This window comes from Streptomyces bikiniensis (assembly GCF_000716625.1).
GTDB classification, from domain to species: Bacteria; Actinomycetota; Actinomycetes; order Streptomycetales; family Streptomycetaceae; genus Streptomyces; species Streptomyces bikiniensis.
This window is the reverse complement of the sequence record NZ_JNXJ01000005.1, coordinates 62,749-83,786: the sequence shown is the minus strand read 5'-3', so window position 1 is coordinate 83,786 and position 21,038 is coordinate 62,749. Positions and strand designations below refer to the sequence as shown.

The 21,038-nt window shown below is 73.8% G+C and carries 24 protein-coding genes; 8 read left to right on the top strand and 16 right to left on the bottom strand.

Going from position 1 to position 21,038, the window contains the following annotated elements:
* Positions 1-15 precede the first annotated feature (15 nt).
* From OO47_RS04745 to OO47_RS04735, 3 genes are all read left to right on the top strand, one after another.
* Complete coding sequence (locus OO47_RS04745) at positions 16-1,167, top strand: acyl-CoA dehydrogenase family protein (RefSeq protein WP_030212930.1); 1,152 nt, start codon at positions 16-18, stop codon at positions 1,165-1,167.
* Positions 1,168-1,238: 71 nt separating this feature from the next.
* Complete coding sequence (locus OO47_RS04740; RefSeq protein ID WP_033208123.1) at positions 1,239-1,526, top strand: YiaA/YiaB family inner membrane protein; 288 nt, start codon at positions 1,239-1,241, stop codon at positions 1,524-1,526.
* Positions 1,527-1,615: 89 nt separating this feature from the next.
* Positions 1,616-2,242: a TetR/AcrR family transcriptional regulator gene (locus tag OO47_RS04735; RefSeq protein WP_030212934.1), complete on the top strand. Its 627-nt coding sequence runs from the start codon at positions 1,616-1,618 to the stop codon at positions 2,240-2,242.
* On the opposite strand, the gene OO47_RS04730 is transcribed toward OO47_RS04735, so the two are convergent.
* The gene (locus OO47_RS04730; RefSeq protein ID WP_030212936.1) at positions 2,233-2,694 is read right to left on the bottom strand and encodes a MaoC family dehydratase; all 462 of its coding nucleotides are present in this window, start codon (positions 2,692-2,694) and stop codon (positions 2,233-2,235) included. The genes OO47_RS04735 and OO47_RS04730 overlap by 10 nt on opposite strands.
* A 145-nt stretch (positions 2,695-2,839) precedes the next feature.
* On the opposite strand from OO47_RS04730, the gene soxR reads away from it, so the two are divergent.
* A complete protein-coding gene (soxR, locus tag OO47_RS04725) occupies positions 2,840-3,322 on the top strand; it encodes a redox-sensitive transcriptional activator SoxR (protein WP_030212938.1) in 483 nt (160 codons plus the stop codon).
* Between the two features lie 119 nt (positions 3,323-3,441).
* Here soxR and OO47_RS04720 read toward each other — a convergent pair whose 3' ends face one another.
* The 3 genes from OO47_RS04720 to OO47_RS04710 all read right to left on the bottom strand — a co-directional run bounded on the left by OO47_RS04720 (position 3,442) and on the right by OO47_RS04710 (position 7,122).
* Positions 3,442-4,056 (bottom strand): hypothetical protein, encoded by a 615-nt coding sequence (locus OO47_RS04720; RefSeq protein WP_030212939.1) that lies wholly within the window; start codon positions 4,054-4,056, stop codon positions 3,442-3,444.
* Between the two features lie 157 nt (positions 4,057-4,213).
* Complete coding sequence (locus tag OO47_RS04715) at positions 4,214-5,338, bottom strand: hypothetical protein (RefSeq protein ID WP_030212940.1); 1,125 nt, start codon at positions 5,336-5,338, stop codon at positions 4,214-4,216.
* Between the two features lie 485 nt (positions 5,339-5,823).
* A complete protein-coding gene (locus tag OO47_RS04710; RefSeq protein WP_030212941.1) occupies positions 5,824-7,122 on the bottom strand; it encodes an exo-beta-N-acetylmuramidase NamZ family protein in 1,299 nt (432 codons plus the stop codon).
* A 221-nt stretch (positions 7,123-7,343) separates the two neighbouring features.
* Between OO47_RS04710 and OO47_RS04705 the strand changes: the two genes are divergently transcribed.
* Together OO47_RS04705 and OO47_RS04700 are read left to right on the top strand one after the other, a co-directional pair.
* On the top strand, positions 7,344-8,183 hold the full coding sequence (locus OO47_RS04705) for an SDR family oxidoreductase (RefSeq protein WP_078489477.1): 840 nt from the start codon (positions 7,344-7,346) through the stop codon (positions 8,181-8,183).
* Between the two features lie 78 nt (positions 8,184-8,261).
* Complete coding sequence (locus OO47_RS04700) at positions 8,262-8,855, top strand: TetR/AcrR family transcriptional regulator (RefSeq protein WP_030212945.1); 594 nt, start codon at positions 8,262-8,264, stop codon at positions 8,853-8,855.
* 42 nt (positions 8,856-8,897) lie between these two features.
* On the opposite strand, the gene OO47_RS04695 is transcribed toward OO47_RS04700, so the two are convergent.
* The 9 genes from OO47_RS04695 to OO47_RS04655 all read right to left on the bottom strand — a co-directional run bounded on the left by OO47_RS04695 (position 8,898) and on the right by OO47_RS04655 (position 15,794).
* A complete protein-coding gene (locus tag OO47_RS04695; RefSeq protein WP_030212947.1) occupies positions 8,898-10,112 on the bottom strand; it encodes an acyl-CoA dehydrogenase family protein in 1,215 nt (404 codons plus the stop codon).
* A gap of 5 nt (positions 10,113-10,117) precedes the next feature.
* Positions 10,118-11,176: a phosphotransferase family protein gene (locus OO47_RS04690; protein ID WP_051715938.1), complete on the bottom strand. Its 1,059-nt coding sequence runs from the start codon at positions 11,174-11,176 to the stop codon at positions 10,118-10,120.
* Positions 11,177-11,293: 117 nt separating this feature from the next.
* Positions 11,294-12,241: an MBL fold metallo-hydrolase gene (locus OO47_RS04685; protein ID WP_051715941.1), complete on the bottom strand. Its 948-nt coding sequence runs from the start codon at positions 12,239-12,241 to the stop codon at positions 11,294-11,296.
* A gap of 93 nt (positions 12,242-12,334) precedes the next feature.
* On the bottom strand, positions 12,335-12,631 hold the full coding sequence (locus OO47_RS04680) for a hypothetical protein (protein WP_030212956.1): 297 nt from the start codon (positions 12,629-12,631) through the stop codon (positions 12,335-12,337).
* A 141-nt stretch (positions 12,632-12,772) separates the two neighbouring features.
* Entirely contained in the window at positions 12,773-13,078 is a 306-nt protein-coding gene (locus OO47_RS04675) for a DUF202 domain-containing protein (protein WP_030212958.1), read from the bottom strand.
* A 20-nt stretch (positions 13,079-13,098) separates the two neighbouring features.
* A complete protein-coding gene (locus tag OO47_RS04670; protein WP_030212960.1) occupies positions 13,099-13,491 on the bottom strand; it encodes a YidH family protein in 393 nt (130 codons plus the stop codon).
* 324 nt (positions 13,492-13,815) lie between these two features.
* The gene (locus OO47_RS04665; protein ID WP_030212962.1) at positions 13,816-14,349 is read right to left on the bottom strand and encodes an NUDIX domain-containing protein; all 534 of its coding nucleotides are present in this window, start codon (positions 14,347-14,349) and stop codon (positions 13,816-13,818) included.
* 33 nt (positions 14,350-14,382) lie between these two features.
* Entirely contained in the window at positions 14,383-15,147 is a 765-nt protein-coding gene (locus OO47_RS04660; RefSeq protein WP_030212970.1) for a glucose 1-dehydrogenase, read from the bottom strand.
* Positions 15,144-15,794 (bottom strand): TetR/AcrR family transcriptional regulator, encoded by a 651-nt coding sequence (locus OO47_RS04655; protein WP_030212973.1) that lies wholly within the window; start codon positions 15,792-15,794, stop codon positions 15,144-15,146. The genes OO47_RS04660 and OO47_RS04655 overlap by 4 nt, the downstream gene beginning before the upstream one ends.
* A 105-nt stretch (positions 15,795-15,899) precedes the next feature.
* On the opposite strand from OO47_RS04655, the gene OO47_RS04650 reads away from it, so the two are divergent.
* Entirely contained in the window at positions 15,900-17,555 is a 1,656-nt protein-coding gene (locus tag OO47_RS04650; RefSeq protein WP_030212975.1) for an FAD-binding dehydrogenase, read from the top strand.
* A gap of 148 nt (positions 17,556-17,703) precedes the next feature.
* Here OO47_RS04650 and OO47_RS04645 read toward each other — a convergent pair whose 3' ends face one another.
* The 3 genes from OO47_RS04645 to OO47_RS04635 all read right to left on the bottom strand — a co-directional run bounded on the left by OO47_RS04645 (position 17,704) and on the right by OO47_RS04635 (position 20,172).
* On the bottom strand, positions 17,704-18,135 hold the full coding sequence (locus OO47_RS04645) for an ASCH domain-containing protein (protein ID WP_030212978.1): 432 nt from the start codon (positions 18,133-18,135) through the stop codon (positions 17,704-17,706).
* 52 nt (positions 18,136-18,187) lie between these two features.
* Positions 18,188-19,585 (bottom strand): GntT/GntP/DsdX family permease, encoded by a 1,398-nt coding sequence (locus tag OO47_RS04640; protein ID WP_030212980.1) that lies wholly within the window; start codon positions 19,583-19,585, stop codon positions 18,188-18,190.
* A gap of 65 nt (positions 19,586-19,650) precedes the next feature.
* Positions 19,651-20,172 (bottom strand): gluconokinase, encoded by a 522-nt coding sequence (locus OO47_RS04635; protein WP_030212992.1) that lies wholly within the window; start codon positions 20,170-20,172, stop codon positions 19,651-19,653.
* Between the two features lie 164 nt (positions 20,173-20,336).
* Here OO47_RS04635 and OO47_RS04630 point away from each other — a divergent pair, with 164 nt between their 5' ends.
* Positions 20,337-21,038 carry a FadR/GntR family transcriptional regulator gene (locus OO47_RS04630; RefSeq protein WP_030212995.1) on the top strand — a complete coding sequence of 234 codons (702 nt, stop codon included), beginning with the start codon at positions 20,337-20,339 and terminating at the stop codon, positions 21,036-21,038.

Here is a 21,038-nt window from a genome sequence, read left to right as displayed (position 1 = left end):
GGGTGAGGTGGCACGGTGGATCTGGCGCTGAGCGAGGAGCAGGAGGCCGTACGGCGGCTCGCCGAGGACTTCGTCGCACGTGAGGTGGCCCCGCACGCCACCGCGTGGGACCGCGCGGAGGAGGTGGACCGGGGGATCGTGAAGAAGCTCGGCGCCGTCGGCTTCCTCGGCCTCACGATCCCGGAGGAGTACGGCGGTTCGGGCGGCGACCACCTCGCGTACTGCCTGGTGACCGAGGAGCTGGGCCGCGGCGACTCCTCCGTGCGCGGCATCGTCTCCGTCTCGCTCGGCCTGGTCGCCAAGACGATCGCCTCCTGGGGGAGCGAGGAGCAGAAGCGGACGTGGCTGCCCCGGCTCGCCTCCGGCGAGGCCCTCGGCTGCTTCGGGCTCACCGAGCCGGGCACCGGATCCGACGCGGGGAACCTGGCCGCCCGGGCCGTCCGGGACGGCGGCGACTACGTCGTCAACGGCACCAAGATGTTCATCACCAACGGCACCTGGGCCGACGTGGTGCTGCTCTTCGCCCGCACGAACGACACCCCCGGCCACAAGGGCGTCTCCGCCTTCCTCGTCCCCGCCGACAGCCCCGGCCTCACCCGCCGCCCCGTCCACGGCAAGCTCGGGCTGCGCGGCCAGGCCACCGCCGAACTGGTCCTGGAGGACGTCCGCGTCCCGGCCGACGCCATGCTCGGCCCCGAGGGCAAGGGCTTCGCCGTCGCCATGTCCGCCCTCGCCAAGGGGCGCATGTCGGTGGCCGCCGGCTGCGTCGGCATCGCCCGGGCGGCCCTCGACGCGGCCCTGCGGTACGCGGGGGAGCGCGGGCAGTTCGGGAAGCCGATCGCCTCGTACCAGCTGGTGCAGGAGCTGATCAGCGACATCTCCGTCGACGTGGAGGCCGCCCGGCTGCTCACCTGGCGGGTCGCCGACCTGATCGACCGCGGCCGGGACTTCGCCACCGCCGCCTCCCAGGCGAAGCTGTACGCCTCCGAGGCCGCCGTCCGCGCCGCCAACAACGCGCTCCAGGTCTTCGGCGGCTACGGCTACATCGACGAGTACCCGGTCGGCAAGCTGGTCCGCGACGCGCGCGTGATGACCCTGTACGAGGGCACCAGCCAGATCCAGAAGCTCATCATCGGCCGGGCGCTGACGGGGGTCTCGGCCTTCTGAGTACGGAGCCGCGCGCCCCTGAGTACACGGACGGATGTGGCGGGGACCACATCCGTCCGATGCTGTCCGGCATGAGCGACACACCGGTCAAGCAGCAGAACACCGCCGCCTACTACATGCAGGCCGTCATCTCCTTCGGGATCGCGCTCGCGGCCGTGGCCGTCGGCGTCTACCAGCTCGACGCCAGCGCCTGGGTGCGGGCCTTCCTCGCGGTCTCGGTCCTCTACCTCACGACCTCGGCCTTCACCCTCGCCAAGGTCGTCCGCGACCGCCAGGAGGCCGGCCGGATCGTCAGCCGCGTCGACCAGGCCCGCCTGGAGAAGCTCCTCGCCGAACACGACCCCTTCCAGAAGCTCTGAGCCCGTCCGGCCCCGGCGGCGACCCTAAGCGCTTGCTCACCCTCGTTGATAAGGTGTCCGTGCTGACGGGGACCGAGGAGGAGTGTGGGATGAGCGCGGCGGAGGAGACGCCCGGGGGCGAGGACGTGCCCTGGGGCGAGGTCACGCCCGAGGCGGCGCGGCGGCTGCTGGTGGCCGCCGTCGAGGCGTTCGCCGAGCGCGGCTACCACGCCACCACCACCCGGGACATCGCCGGCCGCGCCGGCATGAGCCCGGCCGCGCTCTACATCCACTACAAGACCAAGGAAGAGCTGCTCCACCGGATCAGCCGCATCGGTCACGACAGGGCCCTGGAGATCCTCCGGGCCGCCGCCGACGGCGGGGGCACGGCGGCCGAGCGGCTCGCCGACGCCGTCCGCTCCTTCGTCCGCTGGCACGCCGAGCGCCACACCACCGCCCGCGTCGTCCAGTACGAGCTCGACGCCCTCGGCCCCGAGCACCGCGCCGAGATCGTGGAGCTGCGCCGCGAGTCCGACGCGACCGTGCGCCGGATCATCGACGAGGGCGTGGCGGCGGGGGAGTTCGACGTCCCCGACGTGGCCGGCACCACCGTCGCCGTGCTGTCCCTCTGCATCGACGTCTCGCGCTGGTTCAACACCCAGGGGCGCCGGACGCCCGACGAGGTCGGCGCGCTCTACGCCGACCTCGTCCTCAGGATGGTCGGCGCTCAGAAGTAGTAGCGGGAGACCGACTCGGCCACGCAGACAGGCTTCTCGGAGCCCTCGCGCTCCACGGTCACCGCCGCCGTCACCTGCACGCCGCCCGCGACCTCCTCGACCTTCGCCAGGACGGCCGTGGCGCGCAGCCGTGAGCCGACCGGCACGGGGGCGGGGAAGCGCACCTTCTCCGTGCCGTAGTTGATGCCCATCTTCACGCCCTCGACCGCCAGGACCTGCGGGACGAACACCGGCAGCAGCGACAGCGTCAGGTAGCCGTGCGCGATGGTGGTGCCGAACGGACCGGCGGCGGCGCGCTCCGGGTCGACGTGGATCCACTGGTGGTCGCCGGTGGCCTCCGCGAAGAGGTCGATCCGCTTCTGGTCGACCTCCAGCCAGTCGCTGTGCCCCAGCTGCTCGCCGACCCCCGCGCGCAGCTCCTCGGCGGAGGTGAAGATCCTCGGCTCGGCCATGTCCCTGCTCCCTCTCGTCACGCTCTCCCCGGACGCCCCCGCACGCTCCGGTCGCGCTGTCCAAGCGCTTGCTCAGCATTGTGGTGCGGGCGGACCCCTGTCAACGCCCGGCCGGACGGCGGGTCCGTTCCCGTAGGGTCGCGGGGTGCCGCAGATTCCAGAGAAGATCCACGAGCTCACCGTCGGCCAGCTCTCCGCCCGCAGCGGGGCCGCCGTCTCCGCCCTGCACTTCTACGAGGCCAAGGGGCTCATCAGCAGCCGCCGCACCGGCGGGAACCAGCGCCGCTACGGCCGCGACGCCCTCCGCCGGGTCGCCTTCGTCCGCGCCGCGCAGCGGGTCGGCATCCCCCTCGCCACCATCCGCGAGGCGCTCGCCCGGCTCCCCGAGGAGCGCACGCCCACCCACGAGGACTGGGCCCGCCTCTCGGCGGCCTGGCGCGCCGAACTCGACGAGCGCATCAAGCAGCTCGGCCGGCTGCGCGACCACCTGACGGACTGCATCGGCTGCGGCTGCCTCTCCCTGGAGACCTGCGTCCTGTCCAACCCCGACGACGTCTTCGGCGAGCGGATGGCGGGCTCCCGCCTCCTCCCGGTACGCCGCCCGGCCCCGGAGAGCGCCGAGGGGTAGGCGGCGCGGACGGCCGGCGCCCGCGAGGACGCGTGTACGGCGCCGAGGGCGTTCGTACGGCGCTCGAAGACGCGTGTACGGGGCGCTTCAGGGACCTCCCGAACCCGGCGCCCCGGAGGTCACGCCGCCGACGCCAGCCGCCGGCCCCGGTCGGCCCGCGCCCGGGCCAGCGCCCCCGAGGTGAGCACCGCGCGCGGAACGCCCACGCCGCAGTCCGCGCACACCGGGCCGTGCCACGGCTCGTACCGGTCGGCGGGGTCCGCCCACGCGATCCGGGGCCCCGCGCACACCGGGCACGCCTCGCCCGGACCGCGCTCCAGGGCCGCGATCAGCCGCCGCAGCACCTCCGGCAGCGGGTCCGACGGGTGCAGTTCGGGATCGCCGCACCGGACCACGCCGTTGCCGCCCCAGACCCGCCGGTGCCAGTCGTCGAGCGCGCCGGGCCGGCGCAGCCCCTCGTGCTTCTCGCGCCGCCGCCGGGCGGCGAACTCCTCCTCGTACGCGAGCCACACGGCCCGCGCCTCCTCCAGCTCGTCGAGCGCCGCCACGAGCCGTCCCGGGTCGAGCTCCCGGTCCTCCGGCCCGAACCTGTGCCTGCGGCACAGGTGGTCCCAGGTCGCGCGGTGCCCGTACGGGGCGAACCGCTCCAGGCACTTGCGCAGCGAGTACCTGCGCAGCGCCGTGTCGCACCCCGGATCGCGCACCTGTCTCGCGAGACTCCGGAAACCGGCCATCTCCCGCCACCTCCGTCGCTGGTCCTTCCGCGGTATCAGAGGGACGAACGGGAAGCCGTCTGTGTTCCATCGAAATGCGGATGGCAGCCATCAGTGGGGCGGGAGGGTCCCGCGGGACGGGGCGGAACCACTGAGTCCGGGGGCGGCCGGGTCGGGCTCACCGGCCCGTCCCCGACGCCGCCACCACCACCCGGGCCAGCTCCGGCCGGCAGAGGTCGTCGTGGGAGCGGACCGCCTCCGCCACGTCCACGTTCACGCATCCCGCCCCCGGCACCCCCGTGCGCAGGACCGCCGCCAGGCTCCGCGCCACGGTCCCCGGCACCCCGCGCATCCCGCCAAACCCGACCGCCCCGGCGGGGCCCGGGCCGTCCGCGAGCCGCGACGCCAGCGGGTACAGCACCCCGAGCGCCGTGTCGTACCGCGAGTGACAGGCCACCACCGGCCCCCTGACCCGGTGGTGCACGTCCCGCAGCGCCCCGGACCGCTCGGGCGCGTCCGGCAGCCGCGCCGCGAACGCGTACTGCGGGAAGGCGCCCTGAAGGAGCGTCACGGAGGCGACCGGCCGGGCCCCGGCGGGCAGCCCCCGCAGCGCGTACGCGACGAGCCGGGCGCCCGTGCCGTGCCCGACGAGGTGGATCCGGAGCCCGGGGGCCGCGCGGGCGACCCGGCCGAGCAACGGCCCGAGCCCGTACTCCCCGACGTGTCCGGCCCGCCGTCCGAGGACGTGGTACGCGGCCTGCCGCAGCGCCTCCCGGGCCCCCTGCCGACGCCGCTCCGGCCCCTCCGGGAGCCCCGGGTCCAGGGCCTCGGCGAACAGGTCGCACACCTCCGCCGGGTCCGCCGCCAGGAACGCCGGCACCGGCCCCTCGGCGTCCGCCACGCCCGCCAGCTCCCGCAGCAGCGAACCGAACTCGGCGAACGCCGCCTCCCCCGCCGGTGCCGAGGTGAGGAGGTCGGTGAGCCGTTCCAGGACCGGCTCCTTCTCCGGGAGGACCGTCGCGAGCGCCCGGTAGTCGGGCCCCGGCTCGCCCGTGCACACCGCCGAGGGCCACACCACCCCCGCGTACCCGGCCTCGGCCCCCGGGGCGAGCAGCCCGGGGAAGGGGGCGAAGAAGTCCGAACAGAGCCGGGTCGCGCCGGACGGCGAACCGTTTCGTCCGTGTGCGAGGAGGAACAGGTCCGAGACCCCCTGCCGGGCCAGCGCGGCCAGCGCCGCCGCCTGCTCCGGAGGACCGTCGCCGTCCTGGTCGAAGGTGATCTCCCGGTACGGCTCCACACTCATCCCGGCCACGGCACGACCGTCCCTCCGCTTCGAGGGGGCCGCGGCACCGAGTGCGCCCCGTGCGCGGGCGGCGGCTCCACGGCCAGCATGCCCGCGCACGGGCCCTCCCAGACCCGCGACGGGGAGTCGGCGCGGCCGGGCCGCCGAGATCCGGGGGAAGTGGACCGGCAGGTCGTACGAGGCGGAGACCCGGAGGGGCAGGACGGCGCCGGGCCGGGGGTGGGCGGTGCCGAGGTGCCGGGTCTGCCGGGGCGTCCCCGGCCGGTCGCGCGCGGCGGGAGTCGTCCGCCGCGGGTCCGGGTGGAACGGCTCGTCCGCGACCCGGTCCAGGGCGTGGGCGCCGCCGTCGGGCCCGAGCGGGCCGACGGCGGAGACCCGCAGCGGCTCGCCCGGCGCCCCGGTGCCGTGCGCGCACTCGGTACCGGCCCGGGCGGTCGCGCGCGCCGGGTCGGGACGCGGGGGACGACCCCCTCCCGGGACAGTCCTCAGCGGTACAGCAGGTACTCCTTCCGCACCGCCCGGAAGGCCGCCAGGTCCTTCTGCCACGCCCCGACGACCTCGTCCGTGTCCGCGCCCGCGTCGATCAGGGTCCGCACCCGGGTGGAGCCGGTCAGCTTGTCGATCCAGTGGTCCGGCCGCCAGGCGAAGCCGGACCACGAGCGGCGGGCGGTGACCAGGAGCCCGATCCCGGTCCGTACCGGGTCGAAGGCCTCCCGGTCGTGGACGTGCAGCTGCACCCCGCCCACCGTCCTCCCCTGGAACTTGGAGAAGGTCGGCGCGAAGTACGCCTCGCGGAAGCGGACCCCGGGCAGGCCGAGCGCGTTCGCCGCCTCCGCCCACCGGCGGTCGATCCCCTCGGCGCCGAGGAGTTCGAAGGGGCGGGTGGTGCCCCGGCCCTCGGAGAGGTTCGTGCCCTCGAAGAGACAGGTGCCGGAGTAGACGAGCGCGGTCTCCGGCGTCGGCATGTTCGGGCTCGGCGGCACCCAGGGCAGCCCCGTGGCGTCGAAGAAGTCCGACCGCCGCCACCCCGACATCCGTACGGTCTCCAGGGCGACGGGCGCGGCCAGGAACTCGCCGTTGAACAGCAGCGCCAGCTCGGCCACCGTCATGCCGTGCGCCTGCGCGATCGGCTCGCGCCCGACGAAGGTGGCGAACGCCCGGTCCAGGACGGGCCCGAGCGCCGCGCGCCCGGTCACCGGGTTCGGCCGGTCCAGGACCACGAACCGCTTCCCGGCGAGGGCGGCGGCCTCCATGCAGTCGTACAGCGTCCAGATGTAGGTGTAGAAGCGCGCGCCGGCGTCCTGGACGTCGAAGACGACCGTGTCCACGCCGGAGGCGGTGAAGACGTCCGCGAGCGGTTGCCCGCTCTTCAGGTACGTGTCGTAGACGGGCAGTCCGGTCGCCGGGTCGTCGTACCGGCCCTCCGAGCCGCCCGCCTGGGCGGTGCCCCGGAAGCCGTGCTCGGGGCCGAAGACGGCGGTCAGGTCCACCCGCTCGTCGGCGTGCATCACGTCCACGAGGTGGCGGGCGTCGGGGGTCACGCCGGTCGGGTTGGTGACGACGCCGACCCGCTGCCCGGCGAGCCGCGCGTACCCGTCCGCCGCGAGCCGTTCGAAGCCGGTCCGCACCCGGCGCCGCCCGTTCTCCCGGCCCGGAGCCCCGGCCTCCCGGCCCGGAGCCACCGTCTCCCGGCCCGGTGTCCCGGCGGTGGCGGGGTGCGCGGTCGCCGCCACCGCCCCCAGGGCGCCTCCGGCGGCCAGCAGACTCCGTCGCGACAGACCCATGCGCGAACCTCCTCGATCGCGGCCCCGGCCGGGGCGCATGACAGGGGCACGCACGCTAGCGTCCCCGGCCGCCCGGGGGAACGAGGCGTGCGGAGGGGTCCTCCCTTCCGCCGCCCTTCCCGCGACCCTTCCCTCCCTGCATACCGACCGGTTAGTCTGCCGGGGTCGTCGTCCCGGGGAAGCCGGACGGGCCGGAGAGTCGCGGAGAGGTGGGTCCAGACATGGGCGCGGACACGAGCACGGGCACGGAGACGGCCGGGGGCGCCGGGGCGGACCTCCGGGGCGCCGGAGTCGTCGTCACCGGCGCGGGCGGCGGCATCGGAGCCGCCCTCGCCCGCCGCTTCGCCGCCGAGGGCGCCCGCGTCGTCGTCAACGACCTCGACGCCGACCGCGCGAAGGCGGTCGCCGCCGAGATCGGCGCCGTCGCCGTCCCCGGTGACGCCTCCGCCGTCGTCGACGAGGCCCGCGAGGCCCTCGGCGGCGCCGTCGACGTCTGGTGCGCCAACGCCGGCCTCTCCTCGCCCGGCGACGCCCTCGCCGACGAGGACGTCTGGGCCGCCGCCTGGGACGTCAACGTCATGGCCCACGTCCGCGCGGCCCGCGCCCTGCTCCCCGAGTGGCTGGAGCGCGGCGGCGGCCGCTTCGTCTCCACCGTCTCCGCCGCCGGACTCCTCACCATGATCGGCGCGGCGCCGTACAGCGTCTCCAAGCACGGCGCGTACGCCTTCGCGGAATGGCTCTCCCTCACCTACCGGCACCGGGGCCTCTCCGTCCACGCCATCTGCCCGCAGGGCGTCCGCACGGACATGCTCACCGCCGCCGGGAGCGCGGGCGAGCTGGTCCTCGCGCCCACCGCCATCGAGCCCGAGGACGTCGCGGACGCCCTGATCGAGGCCATCGCGGCGGACCGCTTCCTCGTGCTGCCCCACCCCGAGGTCGCCGGCTACTACCGCAACCGCGCCACCGACCCCGAGCGCTGGCTCGGCACCATGAACCACGTCCAGCGGACCTGGGAGACGGGCGCCGGTCGGCCGCAGACTCCGGCGGATGGGAAGATCTAGCGGCGGGAACGCGTTCCCCCGACCGAAAACGATCACCGAGAACACTTGTCGAAGCAGCACGAAGGAAGGCGGCGGAGCATGGCCAGGACGACGGAAGGGAGCGGCACGCCCGTCCCCCAGAGGCTCCTCGCCGCCGCCACCCGGCTCTTCGCGGAGCAGGGCTACGACCGCACCTCCGTCCAGGAGATCGTGGAGGCCGCCGGAGTCACCAAGGGCGCGCTCTACCACTACTTCGGCTCCAAGGAAGACCTGCTCCAGGAGGTCTACTCCCGGGTCCTGCGCCTCCAGCAGGAACGGCTCGACGCCTTCGCGGACGCCGACGCGCCCGTGGAGGAGCGGCTGCGCGACGCCGCCGCCGACGTCGTCGTCACCACCATCGAGAACCTGGACGACGCCTCGATCTTCTTCCGCTCCATGCACCACCTGAGCCCGGAGAAGAACAAGCGGGTGCGGGCCGAGCGGCGCCGCTACCACGAGCGGTTCCGGGCCCTGATCGAGGAGGGCCAGAAGTCCGGGGTGTTCTCCTCCGCGACCCCCGCCGACCTGGTGGTCGACTACCACTTCGGCTCCGTGCACCACCTGTCCACCTGGTACCGCCCGGACGGCCCCCTCAGCCCCGAGCAGGTCGCCGGCCACCTCGCCGACCTGCTGCTCCGGGCCCTGCGCCCCTGACCGCACCCCCCCCGCAGAGGGGGGCGCGGCCGACCGCGAGGCCTACAGGTACTTCTTCAGCTCCCGGCGTGCGAGGGACCGCTGGTGCACCTCGTCCGGCCCGTCCGCCAGCTTCAGCGTCCGCGCCGCCGCCCACAGCTCGGCCAGCGGGAAGTCCTGCGACACCCCGCCCGCGCCGTGCGCCTGCACGGCCTTGTCGATGATGTCGACCACCGCGCGCGGGGTCGCGATCTTGATGGCCTGGATCTCGGTGTGCGCGCCCCGGTTGCCGACGGTGTCCATGAGCCACGCCGTCTTGAGGACCAGCAGCCGCAGCTGCTCGATGGTGACCCGGGCGTCCGCGATCCAGTTCTGCACGACGCCCTGCTGGGCGAGCGCCTTGCCGAAGGCGGTACGGGAGACCGCGCGCCGGCACATCAGCTCCACGGCCCGCTCCGCCATGCCGATCAGGCGCATGCAGTGGTGGATGCGGCCGGGGCCGAGCCGGGCCTGCGCGATGGCGAAGCCGCCGCCCTCCTCGCCCACCAGGTTCGCGGCCGGGACGCGGACGCCGTCGAAGACCACCTCGGCGTGGCCGCCGTGGTAGTGGTCCTCGTACCCGTACACCTTCATCGCGCGCCGGACCTCGACGCCCGGGGTGTCGCGCGGCACCAGGACCATCGACTGCTGGCGGCGGAGGTCGGCGCCGTCGGGGTCGGTCTTGCCCATGACGATGAAGACCTTGCAGTCGGGGTTCATCGCCCCGGAGATGTACCACTTGCGCCCGTCGACGACGTACGAGTCGCCGTCGCGCCGGATGCGGGTCTCGATGTTGGTGGCGTCGGAGGAGGCGACCTCGGGCTCGGTCATCGCGAACGCCGAACGGATCTCGCCCGCGAGCAGCGGTTCCAGCCACTGCTTCCTCTGCGCCTCGTCGCCGAACTCGGCGAGCAGCTCCATGTTCCCGGTGTCCGGGGCGGCGCAGTTGAGGGCGGTCGGGGCCAGCTGCGGACTGCGGCCGGTGATCTCGGCGAGCGGCGCGTACTGGAGGTTCGTCAGGCCCGCCCCGTACCCGGCGTCCGGCAGGAAGAGGTTCCACAGGCCCTGCCGCTTGGCCTCGGCCTTCAGCTCCTCGACCACCGCCGGGGTGTCCCACGGGGAGGTGAGCAGGGCGCGCTGCTCCTCGGCGACGGCCTCGGCCGGGTACACGTGCTCGTCCATGAAGGCGAGGAGCTTCGCGCGCAGCTCCTCGGTGCGCGCGTCGTAGGCGAAGTCCATGGGGTTCAGCCCTCCTGAAGGGTGGTCAGGCCGTGCTCGATGAAGACGGGGACGAGTTCGCCGATGCGGTCGAAGCCGGCGCCGACCGTCTGGCCGAGGGTGTAGCGGTAGTGGATGCCCTCCAGGATCACGGCGAGCTTGAACCAGGCGAAGGCCGTGTACCAGGCGAGGGCGGAGGTGTCGCGGCCCGAGCGGGCCGCGTAGCGCTCGACCAGCTCGGCGGTGCTCGGGTGCCCGGCGGCCGTGGCGGTCGTGGAGATGGGGGAGCCCGGCAGGTCGAGCGGGGTGCCGTACATGACGAGGAGGCCGAGGTCGGTGAGCGGGTCGCCGAGCGTGGACATCTCCCAGTCGAGGACGGCCCGGATCCGGTCGTCGGGACCGACGAGGACGTTGTCGAGCCGGTAGTCGCCGTGGATCACGGTGGGCGGGGGAGAGGCGGGCAGCGCCCGGCCGAGGGCGGCGTGCAGCTCGTCGACGCCGGGCAGCTCCCGGCCCCGCGAGGCGTCGAGCTGCTTGCCCCAGCGGCGCAGCTGCCGGTCGAGGAAGCCGTCGGGGCGCCCGAAGTCCCCGAGCCCGACCGCGTCGGGGTCCACGGCGTGCAGGTCGACCAGGGTGTCGACCAGGCCGAGGACGGCGGCGCGGGTGCGCTCGGGGCCGAGCGGGGCGAGTTCGCGGGCCGAGCGGTACGGGGTGCCCTCCACGAACTCCATGACGTAGAACGGCGCGCCGAGCACCGACTCGTCCTCGCAGAGCAGGACCGTCGCGGGCACGGGCACGTCCGTCGCCCGCAGGGCGCTGATCACCCGGTGCTCGCGCCGCATGTCGTGGGCGGTGGCCAGGACGTGGCCGAGCGGGGGCCTGCGGACGACCCAGCGGCCGGCGGCGGTGCCGTCGGTCACCGCGTACGTGAGGTTCGAGCGCCCGCCCTCGATCAGCCGGGCTTCGAGGGGGCCGGCCACCAGGCCGGGCCGCTCCCGGTCGAGGAAACGGCGCAGCCCTTCGGGGTCGAGACCTGGTGGGGGCACCTCCCGCGTCGTGGACCGCGGGTCAGGGGCGGAGCTCATCGGACGTACCTCCGGATCGGCTTCGGTCGGCCCTCATGATGACCGACCAGTCGGTATGTCGTCCAGAGGGGTGTCCGCCACACTCCTCGGACGCCCCCCGCACGCCCTCCGCGCCGCTCAGGCGTGGCAGGCCACCGGCTCCCCGCCGTTCATCGCCGCCATGTCCCCGAACACCGCCACCGGGTCCAGCGGGTGCCCCTCCGGCAGGCCCGCCAGCTCCGCGTGGGCCCGGTGCAGGTTCGCCACCAGGCGCTCGCTCTCCCGCCACGCGGCGAACTCGCCGAGCTCCGCCCGCCGCGCCGTCTCCAGCGGCGGGTCCCCCTTCGCGTACCCCTCGGCGGCCAGCTCCCGCACCCACAGCAGGTACCGCTCCGTCGCGTCGTACGCGGAGGGGTCGGTCACCCGGCCGTGGCCCGGCACCACGGTCGGCGCGTCGAGCGAGCGGAGCAGGGCGAGGGCGCGCAGCGAACCGGCGAGCGAACCCATCGGCAGGAACGGCGTCCCGCCCTGGAAGACCAGGTCGCCGGTGAAGACGATCCCCTGCTCCGGGAGGTGCACGATCGAGTCGCCCGTGGTGTGCGCGGCGCCCGGGTGGATCACCCGCACCTCGATCCCGCCGACGTGCAGCGTCAGCCGGTCGGTGTACGTGACGGCCGGGGGCAGGACGTCGACCCGCCCGAAGTCGGTTTGCGGCCAGATCAGATGGAGCTGGCGCCCGGCCGCGAGCTGCTCGGTCCGGCAGTTCTCGTGGCCCACGATCCGCGCCTCGGGGGCGAACACCCCGTTCCCGTAGGTGTGGTCCCCGTGGTGGTGGGTGGAGACGACGGTCCGGGGCAGTGGGAGGCCGGCGGCGAGGACCGCCTCGCGGAGCAGCAGGGCCCGCCGCTCGGTGGCGGCGGTGTCGACGAGCAGCGACTCGTCCGCGTCGCCGAGGAAGCCGGCGTTGTTCAGGCACCAGCCGCCGTCGGGCTGGACGAAGGCGTGGACGCGCGGGGCGAGGGCCACCACGTAGGGGTCGGTGGAGAACGCGCGGGAAGAACCGCTGGAAGGGCCGTTGGAAGACAAGGGATTCCCCCGGGTGAGAGCCGGACCTGACAGGGGGGAAGAGTGCCAGTCGGCCCCGGGCCGGGGGAAGGAGGAGCGGGTTCGTTCACCGGATCAGTGGTCGTCCCAGTGCCCGTCGTGCGCCGCGTGCCGGTGTCCGTCGTGTACGTAGTCGAGGTGGTCGCCGTGCGTCACCGACCGGTGGCCGCAGTCGGGCCCGTGTTCGTGCGCGTGCGCCTCGTGGGAGACGTGACCGGCCGGCTCGCACTCGTCCCAGTGGCCCGAGTGCTCGCGGTGCAGATGCCCGTCGTGCGCGTAGTCGACGTGGTCCCCGTGGTCCACCGCCCGATGGCCGCAGTCCGGGCCGTGGGCGTGGGCGTGCGTGGGGTGTTCGTGGTGGAGAACGGTCATCACATGGCCTCTGTGAGGGAGCGGCTGACCTTTCCAGGCTAGTCCGATACGACCGTCTCGTCCTGGTTCGGAAGGTCCACCGCGTCCGTGTCTCCCCCTGCGGTCTCCCCTGCGGATTCCCTTACGGGGGCCCTGCCGGGCTCACCAGATCAGTGCCGCCCCGAAGGCGGCCAGCCCGATCGTGCACAGGGCGGCGAGCAGCGCGCCCCGGTGGGTGAGCGGACGCGGCCGGGCCGCGTCCAGGGAGCGGATCCGGCGGTGGGCCACCCCCAGGAACAGGAGCCACGCGAGGGCGGAGAGGGCGAGTCCGGCAAGGCCCCTGGGCGTGGCCTCGTCCTGGACGGCCAGCTTGACGGCGAGCACCGCCACGACCGTGCAGGAGAGCGTGGTGCGCCGCCAGGCGAGCCGGGTCCGCTCCGGCTGGAGGCCGGGGTCCCGGGTCACCACCGCGTCCGGCGTCCCCTCCACTACCCGGCCCAGCCGAAGAGGACGACCACCACCATCGCGAGCGCCACCACGGCCACCGCGAGGCTGAGCAGCGCCGGGAACCGGGAGACCGGCAGGTCCTCGCCGCGCCGCATCGCCCGCTCGCAGCGCACCCAGTGGTTCACCGCGCGCAGGGCGCAGAGGACACCGGCGGCGAGCAGCGCGAGCGCGAGCCCGACCCGTACGCCCCAGCGCAGGTCGGGGAGGAACTGGTCGACGGCGAAGCCGCCGCCGACCAGGGCGAGCGCGGTCCGGATCCAGGCGAGGAAGGTCCGTTCGTTGGCGAGGGAGAAGCGGTAGTCGGGGGTGTCCCCCTCGTCCCGGATCCGCTGCGGCGCGAACCAGAGCCGCAGACTCTGCACGAAATCGCTCACACGTGCACCCTAACGGCCGGATGATCGCCCCGCCCGGCACGTCCGGCCCCGAACCGGGCCCCGGGACGTGCCCGAAAGGCCCTGCCCGGCCGGGCTCCGAGGGTCAGGCCCTCCCCGGCCCCGCCCCGCAGGGGGGCTCCCGGGGGCCGACCCCTCGGCTCCCTCGCCGGGGCTTCCGGGAGCCCGGCCCTCCTGCGGCACGTCGAAGGGGGTGCCGTACTCACCCCGCGGGGGCTCCCGGGAGCCGACCCTTCAGACCCCCCGTGGGGGCTCTCAGGAGCCGACCCTTCAGACCCTCCGCCGGGGCTCCCGGGAGCCGACCCCTCAGCCCCGCCCCTCCGTCGCCGCTTCCTCCTCCGCCCGCAGCCGCTCGTACGCGGCGAGCCCGTCCGGCACCCACTCCCACTCGCCGAGCCGCGCGGCCAGCTCGTCCTCCGTCAGGAAGGCGTGCCAGGCGACCTCCTCGACCTGCGGGTCCACCGGCAGCTCGCAGCGGACCTCGTACACGGCCGACCACCACTTCCCGGCCACGCCCCCGGAGTCGTACAGGAAGCGCAGCACCGGCTCGGGGCGGGGGAGCCCCCTTACCCCCAGCTCCTCCTCGGCCTCGCGCAGCGCGGCCTCGTCGTAGGACTCGCCCGCGCCGACGACACCGCCGACGAACATGTCGTACATCGAGGGGAAGACCAGCTTCGTCGGCGTCCTGCGGTGGACGAAGACCCTGCCCCCGGCGTCCCGGACGCGGACGAAGACGCAGCGGTGGATCAGCCCCCGCGCGTACACCTCGCCGCGCGGGGCCCGCCCGATCACCCGGTCCTGCTCGTCGACGACATCGAGAATCTCTTCAGCGGAACTCATGCCGCCATCCAAACAAAGCCGCGCGGCCCGGCCTCACTGCCCCATGACGTACTCGACCGTCGGACCGGCCGTCCAGCCGCCGTCCACCGCCAGCTCGGCGCCCGTCACGTACGAGGCGGCGTCCGAGAGCAGGAAGACGACCGCGCCCGCGATCTCCCCGGCCTCGCCGACCCGGCCCATCGGGGTGTTCGGGTACTTGCCCTCGCCGCGCTCGATGCCGACGGAGGCGGTCATCGGGGTGTAGGTCATGCCCGGGTGCACGGAGTTGACGCGGATCCGCGCCGTGCCGAGCTCCACCGCGCCGATCTTCGTCAGGCCGCGCACGCCCCACTTGGAGGCGCCGTAACCGGCGGTCAGGGCCAGGCCCATCAGACCGGCGGCCGAGGAGATGTTGACGATCGAGCCGCCGCCCGCCTCCCGCATCGCGGGGACCACGGCCTTCATGCCGATGAAGACGCCGGTCAGGTTGACGTCGAGGACCTTGCGGAAGTGCTCGACGGACTCGGTCTCCAGAAGGGCGCCGGTGGAGACGCCGGCGTTGTTCACCAGGCCGTGCAGCCCGCCGAACTCCGCCACCGCGTACGCGACGGCCGCCGCCCACTCCTCCTCGGAGGTCACGTCGTGGTGGAGGAACCGCGCCCGCTCGCCGAGCTCGCCGGCGGTCGCCTCCCCCTCCTCGTCCAGGACGTCGGTGAGCACGACGTTCGCCCCGGCGGCCACGGCCTGCCGGGCGGCCTCGGCGCCCAGGCCCCGGGCGCCGCCGGTGACGAGGACGGTCCTGCCGGTGAGGTCGTTCACGAGGAATCCTTTCGGTGGTCCGCCGGCTCCGGCCGGGGGGCGCGCAGCAGGGCGGTGGTGGTCTCGGCGAGGTCCGCGAGGAAGAGCGCCTCGCCGGTGAGGGGTTCGGTGCCGTCGAGGTACTGCCGGGCCCGGTCCGCCAGGGCCGCGCCGACCACGGTCAGTGCCAGGTCGAGGCGTTCCAGGAGGAGGGGTTCGGGCAGTCCCGCGGCGGCGAGGCGGTCCGCGATCCGCTCGATCAGGCGCCAGTGGGCGGTGCCGGCGAGCGCGGGATGGGGCGTGCGGGCGCGGACCCCGCTCTCGTGGCTGAGCTGCGCGGAGATCCGCAGGCAGCGCCGGCCCCGCTCGGTGCGCAGCTCACCGGCCTCGGCGGTGATCAGGGCCGTGACCAGCCCCTTCAGATCGCCGTCCGCGCCCTCCAGGAGCGGCGCGAGGACCGCTTCCGTACGGGCCTGGCGCCCGGCCATCACGGCGTCGAGCAGCCCGGCGCGCGAGCCGAAGTGGTACTGCACGGCGGAGGGATTCGCCTGCCCGGCACGGGCCACGACGTCCCGCAACTGAGCGCCGTGGACGCCCTGGGCGGCGAAGAGCTCCTCGGCCGCGCGGATCAGTTTCTCCCGGGTCTCGGGACCCGATGTCCTGGCCATGCGACCATGTTAATGCTGAGCATTAAAAAGCGACGAGGGTCCTCCGTGAACGGGAGAACGCCCGAACGGTTGACTCGATACACCGGTGTATCCAAGATGCGGTCCATGTCCTACGACGCTGACGTGATCGTCATCGGGGCCGGCCTCGCCGGACTCGTCGCCACCGCCGAGCTGGTCGACGCCGGCCGCACCGTGATCCTCCTCGACCAGGAGCCCGAGCAGTCCCTCGGAGGCCAGGCCCACTGGTCCTTCGGCGGCCTCTTCCTGGTCGACTCGCCCGAGCAGCGCCGGATGCGCGTCAAGGACAGCCACGCCCTGGCCCTCCAGGACTGGTACGGCACCGCCGGCTTCGACCGGACCGAGGACCACTGGCCGAGGAAGTGGGCCGAGGCGTACGTCGACTTCGCGGCCGGCGAGAAGCGCGCCTGGCTCCACGCGCGCGGGGTGCGCTTCTTCCCCGTCGTCGGCTGGGCCGAGCGCGGCGGCTACGACGCCACCGGGCACGGCAACTCCGTCCCCCGCTTCCACATCACCTGGGGCACGGGCCCCGGCCTCGTCGCCCCCTTCGAGCGGAAGGTCCGCGAGGGCGTCGCCCGCGGCCTGGTCACGTTCCGCTTCCGCCACCGCGTCACCGGCCTCGGCCGCACCGCCGGAGCCGTCGACACCGTCACCGGCGAGGTCCTGGAACCCTCCGCCGTCCCGCGCGGCACCGCCAGCGGCCGCGCGGCCACCGGCTCCTTCGAACTGCGCGCCCAGGCCGTGGTCGTCACCTCCGGCGGCATCGGCGGCAACCACGACCTGGTCCGCGCCCAGTGGCCCGCCCGCCTCGGCACCCCGCCCGCCAAGCTGCTCTCCGGCGTCCCCGCGCACGTCGACGGCCTGATGCTCGGCATCGCCGAGAAGGCCGGCGCCAGCCACATCAACCGCGACCGGATGTGGCACTACACCGAGGGCATCGAGAACTGGAACCCCGTCTGGGCCCGCCACGGCATCCGCATCCTCCCCGGACCTTCCAGCCTCTGGCTCGACGCCACCGGCAAGCGCCTGCCCGTGCCGCTCTTCCCCGGCTTCGACACCCTCGGCACCCTCGAACACATCACGCGGACCGGGCACGACCACACCTGGTTCGTCCTCGACAAGAAGATCATCGGCAAGGAGTTCGCCCTCTCGGGCTCCGAGCAGAACCCGGACCTGACCGGCAAGTCGGTCCGCGACGTCATCGGGCGCGCGCGGGCGGACGTGCCCGGACCCGTCCGGGCCTTCATGGACAAGGGCGTCGACTTCGTGGTCGAGAAGGACCTCTCCGCCCTCGTCCGGGGCATGAACGCGCTCACCGGCGAGCCGCTGATCGACGAGGCCGCCCTGCGCCGCGAGATCACCGCCCGCGACCGCGAGATCGCCAACCCCTTCACGAAGGACCTCCAGGTCACGGCGATCCGGGGCGCCCGCAAGTACCTGGGCGACCGGCTCATCCGCACGGCCACCCCGCACCGCATCCTGGACCCCGGCGCGGGCCCGCTGATCGCCGTACGCCTCAGCATCCTCACCCGCAAGTCCCTCGGCGGCCTGGAGACCGACCTCGACTCCCGTGTCCTGACGGAGGGCGGCGAACCCCTGGCGGGCGTGTACGCGGCGGGCGAGGCGGCCGGCTTCGGCGGCGGCGGCGTCCACGGCTACCGCTCCCTCGAAGGCACCTTCCTCGGCGGCTGCATCTTCTCGGGCCGCGCGGCGGGCCGGGCGGCGGCGAAGGCGGTGGGCTGACGCGGGGCCCTGCGCCGGGCGGCGGCGAAGGCGGTGGGCTGACGCGGGGTCCCGTGCCGGGGCAAGATGACGGTGTGACAAAACGCGTGGTCCTCACCGCAGTCGGCGCGGCCCTGGCCCTGGGCGGCCTGGCGACCTTCCTCGCTCCTCAGGAGCCCTGACGGGCCTCCACCACCCGGAACCACTCCACCACCAGCATCGTGTCCCCGTCCACCACGAACCCCGGGTCCCCCAGCGCCTCCCGCATCTCCTCGCCGTGCCAGAAGTCCTCGTGGCCCGCGCGCCACTCCGCGACCGAGCGGTAGCCCTCGCCCTCGGCGCGTGCGAGGCGGAGGTCCGCGTCGCGCAGGGGCAGGACCTGGACCTCCGTGATCTCCACGACCGCCACCTCGCGGCCGTCCGAGTCGATCACCGCCGACCGTTCGCCGACCTCGGGCAGCTCCTCCTTCTCGGCCTCGTACTCCAGGAGGAGCCCCGTCGTGGCGGTCTTCTCCCCGGAGAGGACCGCCGCGACGAGCCGGTCCCGGAGGGGGCCGGGGAAGGCGAGCAGGAAGGGCTTGAGCGCGTGAGGGCCGGTCATGGCCGACAGTCTGTCAGCCACGACCGGCCCTCACCGTTCGTTTCCCGCGCCGCTACAACACCAGCGACAGCAGCAGCACGAACACGATGCCCACGACCGAGATGATCGTCTCCATCACCGACCACGTCTTGATCGTCTGGCCGACGCTCATGCCGAAGTACTCCTTCACCAGCCAGAACCCGGCGTCGTTGACATGGCTGAAGAAGAGCGAACCGGCACCGATCGCGAGGACCAGCAGCGCCGTCTCGCCCGTCGACATGCCCTCCGCCAGCGGAGCCACGAGCCCCGCCGCCGAGATCGTCGCCACCGTCGCCGAACCCGTCGCGAGCCGGATCGCGACCGCGATCAGCCAGGCGAGCAGCAGGACGGGGATGGACCAGTCCTCGGAGAACTCCAGGATCATCTGTCCGACGCCGATGTCGATCAGGGTCTGCTTGAAGCCGCCGCCCGCGCCGACGATCATCAGGACGCCCGCGATCGGGGCGAGCGACTTCTCGACGGTCGAGGACAGGCGCTCCTTGGTGAAGCCGGCCGCCCGGCCCAGGGTGAAGAGCGCGACCATGACGGCGGCGAGCAGCGCGATCAGCGGCGAGCCGATGACGTCGGTGACCTTCTGGACGCCGTTCTCCGGGTCGTCCACGACGATGTCGACGAGCGCCTTCACCAGCATCAGGACGACCGGGAGCAGCACGGTCGCGACGGTGACGCCGAAGCCGGGACGCTTCTCCAGGTCCTCGGAGGGCCGCGTCGGGATCATGTTCTCGGGGGCCGGGATGTCCACCCAGCGGGCCGCGTACCGGGAGAAGACCGGACCGGCGATGATCACGGTCGGTATCGCGACGACGAGGCCGAGGGCCAGGGTGACGCCCAGGTTGGCGCCGACCGCGTCGATCGCGACGAGCGGGCCGGGGTGCGGCGGGATGAGCCCGTGCATCACGGAGAGGCCGGCGAGGGCCGGGATGCCGATCCGCATCAGGGAGTAGTTGCCGCGCTTGGCGACGAGCAGCACGACCGGGATCAGCAGCACGATGCCGACCTCGAAGAAGAGCGGCAGGCCGATCACGGAGGCGATGAGCACCATCGCCCACGGCATGGCCCGGCCGCTCGCCTTCGCCAGGATCGTGTCCACGATCTGGTCCGCGCCGCCGGAGTCCGCGAGCAGCTTGCCGAGGATGGCGCCGAGGGCGATCAGCACGCCCACACCGGCCACGGTGCTGCCGAGGCCCGCGGTGAAGGACTTGATGGTGTCCGCGAGCGGCGCGCCCGCGAACGCGCCGAGCGCCAGGGAACCGATGGTCAGCGCCAGGAACGCGTGCAGTTTGAACTTGGTGATGAGCAGGACGATGACGGCGATGCCGGCGAGCACGGCGATTCCGAGCTGGGCGTTGCCTGCCGAGGTGATCGGTTCGGCGGCGTCCGCTGCCAGGATCTCGACGCTGAGACTGGTCACGGTGGTGTCCTTCGTACGGGCAGGAGAGAAGAAAGCAGGAGAGAGGAAAGGAGGGGCGGAGGGGGTCAGCCGGTCCGGCCGCGCAGGGCGGCGACGGCGCGGGCGGTGATCTCCTCCGGGGTGCCGGACACGTCGACGGCGACGCCGGCCTCGTCGTCCTGGAGCGGTTCCAGGGTGGCGAACTGCGAGTCGAGCAGCGCCGTCGGCATGAAGTGCCCCTTGCGCTCGGCCATCCGGCCCTCGATGAGCTCCCGGTCACCGGTCAGATGCAGGAAGACGACACCGGGCGCGGCGGCACGCAGCCGGTCCCGGTACGCCCGCTTCAGCGCGGAGCTGCTCACCACGCCGCCGAGTCCGGCCCGGCCGTGCGCCCACTTCCCGATGGCGTCCAGCCAGGGCCCCCGGTCCTCGTCGTCCAGCGGGACGCCGGCCGACATCTTGGCGACGTTCGCCGCCGGGTGGAAGTCGTCGCCCTCGGCGTAGGGGAGGCCGAGGGCATCGGCGACCAGCGGACCGATGGTGGTCTTGCCGGTCCCCGAGACGCCCATCACGACGACGACGGGAGGGGCCTGGGGAGTGGTGCTCATGGGGTGCCTCGCTGTCTTCTTCGACATCGATTCCGTTGTCCGTCGCGCTCATGAAACCCATTGAGTACGACGTATTCAAGAGACTGTGACATAAAAGTCGTACTTTTTGTTCGGGGGTGTGCTTCAGGGGTGATCACTCCCGCGTACCCGCATAGGCTGACCCCATGACGACACAGGCCCAGGGGCTCCACTCCCACGTCCTGGCCGCCCTGGGCCTCGCGATCACCGCGGGCGAGTACCCGCCCGGCACCGTGCTCCGCACCGACGAGCTCGCCCAGCGCTTCGACGTCTCCCGGACCGTGGTCCGCGAGGTCGTCCGGGTCCTGGAGTCCATGCACCTCGTCGAGTCCCGCCGCCGCGTCGGCGTGACCGTGCTCCCCGCCGCGAGCTGGAACGTCTACGACCCCCAGGTCATCCGCTGGCGCCTGGCCGGCGCCGACCGCCCCCGCCAGCTCCGCTCGCTCACCGTCCTCCGCTCCGCCGTCGAGCCCGTCGCCGCGGGCCTCGCGGCCGAGAACGCCACCCCCGAGCAGTGCCGGGAGCTCACCGAGCAGGCCCTCGGCATGGTCGCCACCTCGCGCGGCCGGCGCCTGGAGGAGTACCTCGTCCACGACATCGCCTTCCATCGGGCCGTCCTCAACGCCTCCGGGAACGAGATGTTCGCCCGCCTCGGCGACGTCGTCGCGGAGGTCCTCACCGGCCGCACCCACCACCACGTGATGTTCGAGGACCCCGACCCGGCCGCCGTCACCCTCCACGTCCAGGTCGCCGAGGCCGTAAGGGAGCGGGACGCGGCCCGCGCCGAGGAGCTGACCCGGCAGATCGCGGTCGGCGCCCTCCAGGAGCTGGACGTCCTCGCCCCGTGA

Excerpts from the sequence above, each read along its gene's own strand:
- OO47_RS04740 (WP_033208123.1), top strand. The coding sequence starts at position 1,239 with ATGAGCGACACACCGGTCAAGCAGCAGAACACCGCCGCCTACTACATG.
- OO47_RS04735 (WP_030212934.1), top strand. The coding sequence starts at position 1,616 with ATGAGCGCGGCGGAGGAGACGCCCGGGGGCGAGGACGTGCCCTGGGGC.
- OO47_RS04730 (WP_030212936.1), bottom strand. The coding sequence starts at position 2,694 with ATGGCCGAGCCGAGGATCTTCACCTCCGCCGAGGAGCTGCGCGCGGGG.
- OO47_RS04720 (WP_030212939.1), bottom strand. The coding sequence starts at position 4,056 with ATGGCCGGTTTCCGGAGTCTCGCGAGACAGGTGCGCGATCCGGGGTGC.
- OO47_RS04715 (WP_030212940.1), bottom strand. The coding sequence starts at position 5,338 with ATGAGTGTGGAGCCGTACCGGGAGATCACCTTCGACCAGGACGGCGAC.
- OO47_RS04710 (WP_030212941.1), bottom strand. The coding sequence starts at position 7,122 with ATGGGTCTGTCGCGACGGAGTCTGCTGGCCGCCGGAGGCGCCCTGGGG.
- OO47_RS04705 (WP_078489477.1), top strand. The coding sequence starts at position 7,344 with ATGGGCGCGGACACGAGCACGGGCACGGAGACGGCCGGGGGCGCCGGG.
- OO47_RS04700 (WP_030212945.1), top strand. The coding sequence starts at position 8,262 with ATGGCCAGGACGACGGAAGGGAGCGGCACGCCCGTCCCCCAGAGGCTC.
- OO47_RS04695 (WP_030212947.1), bottom strand. The coding sequence starts at position 10,112 with ATGGACTTCGCCTACGACGCGCGCACCGAGGAGCTGCGCGCGAAGCTC.
- OO47_RS04690 (WP_051715938.1), bottom strand. The coding sequence starts at position 11,176 with ATGAGCTCCGCCCCTGACCCGCGGTCCACGACGCGGGAGGTGCCCCCA.
- OO47_RS04680 (WP_030212956.1), bottom strand. The coding sequence starts at position 12,631 with ATGACCGTTCTCCACCACGAACACCCCACGCACGCCCACGCCCACGGC.
- OO47_RS04665 (WP_030212962.1), bottom strand. The coding sequence starts at position 14,349 with ATGAGTTCCGCTGAAGAGATTCTCGATGTCGTCGACGAGCAGGACCGG.
- OO47_RS04655 (WP_030212973.1), bottom strand. The coding sequence starts at position 15,794 with ATGGCCAGGACATCGGGTCCCGAGACCCGGGAGAAACTGATCCGCGCG.
- OO47_RS04650 (WP_030212975.1), top strand. The coding sequence starts at position 15,900 with ATGTCCTACGACGCTGACGTGATCGTCATCGGGGCCGGCCTCGCCGGA.
- OO47_RS04645 (WP_030212978.1), bottom strand. The coding sequence starts at position 18,135 with ATGACCGGCCCTCACGCGCTCAAGCCCTTCCTGCTCGCCTTCCCCGGC.
- OO47_RS04635 (WP_030212992.1), bottom strand. The coding sequence starts at position 20,172 with ATGAGCACCACTCCCCAGGCCCCTCCCGTCGTCGTCGTGATGGGCGTC.
- OO47_RS04630 (WP_030212995.1), top strand. The coding sequence starts at position 20,337 with ATGACGACACAGGCCCAGGGGCTCCACTCCCACGTCCTGGCCGCCCTG.